Origin of the sequence: Winogradskyella ludwigii, from assembly GCF_013403985.1 — a bacterium.
Lineage (GTDB): Bacteria > Bacteroidota > Bacteroidia > Flavobacteriales > Flavobacteriaceae > Winogradskyella > Winogradskyella ludwigii.
Window position 1 is genome coordinate 1 of record NZ_JABFDF010000012.1, and the last position, 5,365, is coordinate 5,365.

Annotated in this window: 2 tRNA genes and 3 rRNA genes; all 5 read right to left on the bottom strand. The window is 45.9% G+C overall.

The window, feature by feature from the left end:
• Positions 1–45: 45 nt before the first annotated feature.
• The 5 genes from rrf to HM981_RS17225 all read right to left on the bottom strand — a co-directional run bounded on the left by rrf (position 46) and on the right by HM981_RS17225 (position 5,171).
• Positions 46–155, bottom strand: a 5S ribosomal RNA gene (rrf, locus tag HM981_RS17205).
• Positions 156–295: 140 nt separating this feature from the next.
• Positions 296–3,122, bottom strand: a 23S ribosomal RNA gene (locus tag HM981_RS17210).
• A gap of 208 nt (positions 3,123–3,330) precedes the next feature.
• A tRNA-Ala gene (locus tag HM981_RS17215) sits at positions 3,331–3,404 on the bottom strand.
• A gap of 74 nt (positions 3,405–3,478) precedes the next feature.
• Positions 3,479–3,552 (bottom strand) — tRNA-Ile (locus HM981_RS17220).
• 93 nt (positions 3,553–3,645) lie between these two features.
• Positions 3,646–5,171: ribosomal RNA gene (locus tag HM981_RS17225) — 16S ribosomal RNA — on the bottom strand.
• The 16S, 23S and 5S rRNA genes sit together here with 2 tRNA genes alongside, the layout of an rRNA operon.
• Positions 5,172–5,365: the final 194 nt, after the last annotated feature.

A 5,365-nucleotide genomic window follows, 5' to 3' on the forward strand; every position in this document is an offset into this window, starting at 1 on the left:
ATAAACAAAAAAAACCCTTACTAGTTATCTAGTAAGGGTTCTTAAAAAAGGCGGCGACCTACTCTTCCACAGTTAAGCAGTACCATCGGCGCAAACGGGCTTAACTACTCTGTTCGGAATGGTTAGAGGTGAGCCCCGTCGCTATAACCACCTTAAATCTTGGGTTGTTATAAATAATCAACACTAATATTGTTGACATATTGAAAAAGTGACATGAATTATATTGTATAGTACTTTATATAAAAAAACTGACTCGCTCGTTAACCATTGCTGGTTATCCGAGCGAAGTCGAAGTGACAATAAGCCTATGGGTTATTAGTACTACTCGGCTATGACATTACTGCCTTTACACCTATAGCCTATCAACGTGGTCATCTTCCACGACCCTTTAAAGAAATCTCATCTTGTGGTGGGTTTCGCGCTTATATGCTTTCAGCGCTTATCCCTTCCGAACGTAGCTACCCTGCAATGCTCCTGGCGGAACAACAGGTACACCAGAGGTTCGTCCAACTCGGTCCTCTCGTACTAGAGTCAGATCCACTCAAATTTCTAACGCCCACAGTAGATAGAGACCGAACTGTCTCACGACGTTCTGAACCCAGCTCGCGTGCCACTTTAATGGGCGAACAGCCCAACCCTTGGGACCTTCTCCAGCCCCAGGATGTGACGAGCCGACATCGAGGTGCCAAACCCCCCCGTCGATATGAGCTCTTGGGGGAGATCAGCCTGTTATCCCCGGCGTACCTTTTATCCTTTGAGCGATGGCCCTTCCATACGGAACCACCGGATCACTATGCTCTACTTTCGTACCTGATCGACCTGTATGTCTCTCAGTCAAGCTCCCTTATGCCATTGCACTCTACGCACGATTACCAACCGTGCTGAGGGAACCTTTAGAAGCCTCCGTTACTCTTTTGGAGGCGACCACCCCAGTCAAACTACCCACCAAGCACTGTCCTTTCATTGAAAGTTAGACTCTAGATAAGCAAAGGGTGGTATTTCAACAATGACTCACACACGCCTAGCGACGCATGATCGAAGTCTCCCACCTATCCTACACATTACTTATCCAAAACCAATACTAAGCTATAGTAAAGGTGCACGGGGTCTTTTCGTCCCACTGCGGGTAATCGGCATCTTCACCGATACTACAATTTCACCGAGCTCATGGCTGAGACAGTGTCCAGATCGTTACACCATTCGTGCAGGTCGGAACTTACCCGACAAGGAATTTCGCTACCTTAGGACCGTTATAGTTACGGCCGCCGTTTACTGGGGCTTCATTTGAGATCTTCGAAGTAAACTTCTAAACCCTCCACTTAACCTTCCAGCACCGGGCAGGTGTCAGGCCCTATACATCATCTTTCGATTTAGCAGAGCCCTGTGTTTTTGATAAACAGTCGCCTGGACTTTTTCACTGCGGCCCCCCATAAGGGGGCGACGCTTCTCCCGAAGTTACGCGTCAATTTTGCCTAGTTCCTTAGCCATGAATCTCTCGAGCACCTTAGAATTCTCATCCCAACTACCTGTGTCGGTTTAGGGTACGGGCTGCTTCACTCGCTTTTCTTGGAAGTCGATTTGCTAGATTATCACCTTGACCGTAGTCTCAGTGTACTATCGCGGTATTACTACTCGCTTCAACGTACTATTCCGTCAGTACGCACTAACTTTTCGCCTCCGTCACTTTTAGTGTGAGCAGGTACAGGAATATTAACCTGTTGTCCATCCACTACCCCTTTCGGGTTCGCGTTAGGTCCCGACTAACCCTCAGCTGATTAGCATAGCTGAGGAAACCTTAGTCTTTCGGTGTGCGGGTTTCTCGCCCGCATTATCGTTACTTATGCCTACATTTTCTTTTGTAGCTTCTCCAGCATGCCTCACAGCACACCTTCGACGACACTACAATGCTCCCCTACCACTTTTACAAGTCCATAGCTTCGGTAATATGTTTATGCCCGATTATTATCCATGCCGAACCGCTCGACTAGTGAGCTGTTACGCACTCTTTAAATGAATGGCTGCTTCCAAGCCAACATCCTAGCTGTCTAAGCAGTTCAACCTCGTTTATTCAACTTAACATATATTTGGGGACCTTAGCTGATGGTCTGGGTTCTTTCCCTCTCGGACATGGACCTTAGCACCCATGCCCTCACTGCTGATTAACATTTTATAGCATTCGGAGTTTGTCAGGAATTGGTAGGCGGTGAAGCCCCCGCATCCAATCAGTAGCTCTACCTCTATAAAACTATAAATCAACGCTGCACCTAAATGCATTTCGGGGAGTACGAGCTATTTCCGAGTTTGATTGGCCTTTCACCCCTACCCACAGGTCATCCGAACACTTTTCAACGTATATCGGTTCGGGCCTCCACTGTATGTTACTACAGCTTCACCCTGCCCATGGGTAGATCACACGGTTTCGCGTCTACCACTACTAACTAAAGCGCCCTATTCAGACTCGCTTTCGCTACGGATCCGGACCTGAAGTCCTTAACCTTGCTAGCAACGGTAACTCGTAGGCTCATTATGCAAAAGGCACGCCGTCACAGATCAAGTCTGCTCCGACCGCTTGTAAGCGTATGGTTTCAGGTTCTATTTCACTCCCTTATTCAGGGTTCTTTTCACCTTTCCCTCACGGTACTAGTTCACTATCGGTCTCTCAGGAGTATTTAGCCTTATCGGATGGTCCCGACTGATTCACACAGGGTTTCACGTGCCCCGCACTACTCAGGATACCACTATATCCACATTCTTTACTTATACCGGGCTATCACCGTCTACGGCTTGTCTTTCCAAACAATTCTAATTCATCCTGCTTCTAATATCGTGGTCCTACAACCCCAGCATTGCCGTAACAATACTGGTTTGGGCTAATCCAATTTCGCTCGCCGCTACTATCGGAATCACTTTTGTTTTCTTCTCCTCCGGGTACTTAGATGTTTCAGTTCTCCGGGTTTGCTCACCTTACGGTGTACTATATCTTCAATATAGTGGGTTGCCCCATTCGGATATCTACGGATCAATTTGTATGTGCCAATCCCCGTAGCTTTTCGCAGCTTATCACGTCCTTCATCGCCTCTGAGAGCCTAGGCATTCCCCATACGCTCTTATTTAGCTTATTGTACTTTTGTCTTTTTAATGAGTTACTATTTTAGTCTAAGCCCGAAAGCTATAAACTAAAATTTATGATTAATTAGAGATCGCTCGTGGTGATTCTAATTAATCTTACAATTTTTATTATATAATTAGATAAATCTAATCATACTTTTCATGTATCTTTTTCAATATGTCAATGAACTTTCAAATACCCAATAAATTGAATACTTTTTGTGGAGAATATCGGAGTCGAACCGATGACCTCCTGCGTGCAAGGCAGGCGCTCTAGCCAGCTGAGCTAATCCCCCATTTGCAAATCCTAACTTGTAGAATCCTTAATGTGAATTTAGAATTCTCAGTTCTAGAATTTCCTTTAATTTAGTAGTCTCAGGCAGACTCGAACTGCCGACCTCTACATTATCAGTGTAGCGCTCTAACCAGCTGAGCTATGAGACTCTACTTAATTATTATAAATTTAAATTAACAGCAAAAGAATAAACTAAATATTTCCTCTTTATTGAACTTTTCTTATTAGTCATCTTTCTCTAGAAAGGAGGTGTTCCAGCCGCACCTTCCGGTACGGCTACCTTGTTACGACTTAGCCCTAGTTACCAATTTTACCCTAGGCCGCTCCTTACGGTGACGGACTTCAGGCACTCCCAGCTTCCATGGCTTGACGGGCGGTGTGTACAAGGCCCGGGAACGTATTCACCGCATCATGGCTGATATGCGATTACTAGCGATTCCAGCTTCACGGAGTCGAGTTGCAGACTCCGATCCGAACTGTGATAGGGTTTATAGATTCGCTCCTTCTCGCGAAGTGGCTGCTCTCTGTCCCTACCATTGTAGCACGTGTGTAGCCCAGGACGTAAGGGCCGTGATGATTTGACGTCATCCCCACCTTCCTCACAGTTTGCACTGGCAGTCTTGTTAGAGTTCCCGACATGACTCGCTGGCAACTAACAACAGGGGTTGCGCTCGTTATAGGACTTAACCTGACACCTCACGGCACGAGCTGACGACAACCATGCAGCACCTTGTAAGTGGTCCGAAGAAATAGCTATCTCTAACTAATGCAACTTACATTTAAGCCCTGGTAAGGTTCCTCGCGTATCATCGAATTAAACCACATGCTCCACCGCTTGTGCGGGCCCCCGTCAATTCCTTTGAGTTTCATTCTTGCGAACGTACTCCCCAGGTGGGATACTTATCACTTTCGCTTAGCCACTCAGTCCGAAAACCGAACAGCTAGTATCCATCGTTTACGGCGTGGACTACCAGGGTATCTAATCCTGTTCGCTCCCCACGCTTTCGTCCATCAGTGTCAATATATTGTTAGTGATCTGCCTTCGCAATTGGTATTCTATGTAATATCTATGCATTTCACCGCTACACTACATATTCTAACCACTTCACAATAATTCAAGACAACCAGTATCAAGGGCAATTCTACAGTTGAGCTGCAGACTTTCACCCCTGACTTAATTATCCACCTACGGACCCTTTAAACCCAATGATTCCGGATAACGCTTGGATCCTCCGTATTACCGCGGCTGCTGGCACGGAGTTAGCCGATCCTTATTCTTACGGTACCGTCAGCTAGTCACACGTGACTAGGTTTCTTCCCGTATAAAAGCAGTTTACAACCCATAGGGCAGTCTTCCTGCACGCGGCATGGCTGGATCAGGCTCCCGCCCATTGTCCAATATTCCTCACTGCTGCCTCCCGTAGGAGTCTGGTCCGTGTCTCAGTACCAGTGTGGGGGATCCCCCTCTCAGGGCCCCTATCTATCGTTGCCATGGTGTGCCGTTACCACACCATCTAGCTAATAGAACGCATACTCATCTTTTACCGCCGAAGCTTTAAAGTTACTATCATGCAATGATAACTTACTATGGGATATTAATCTTCATTTCTAAAGGCTATCCCCCTGTAAAAGGTAGATTGTATACGCGTTACTCACCCGTGCGCCACTCGTCAGCATAAAAGCAAGCTCTTATCTGTTACCGTTCGACTTGCATGTGTTAGGCCTGCCGCTAGCGTTCATCCTGAGCCAGGATCAAACTCTTCATCGTTAAATTTTAAGTCTTACGACTATTTCTTTAACAACTAATAGGAATTATTCTAGTACTCTAAATGATTTATTCTTTTGTTTTTAATCAACCGTTTCCAGTTGATCTTTACGCTGTCAATTCAATATGTTAATGAACTTTTCTTTACTTTCTCTTAACGTTGTTGCGCTAAGCGGGTGCAAATATAAAACCCTTTT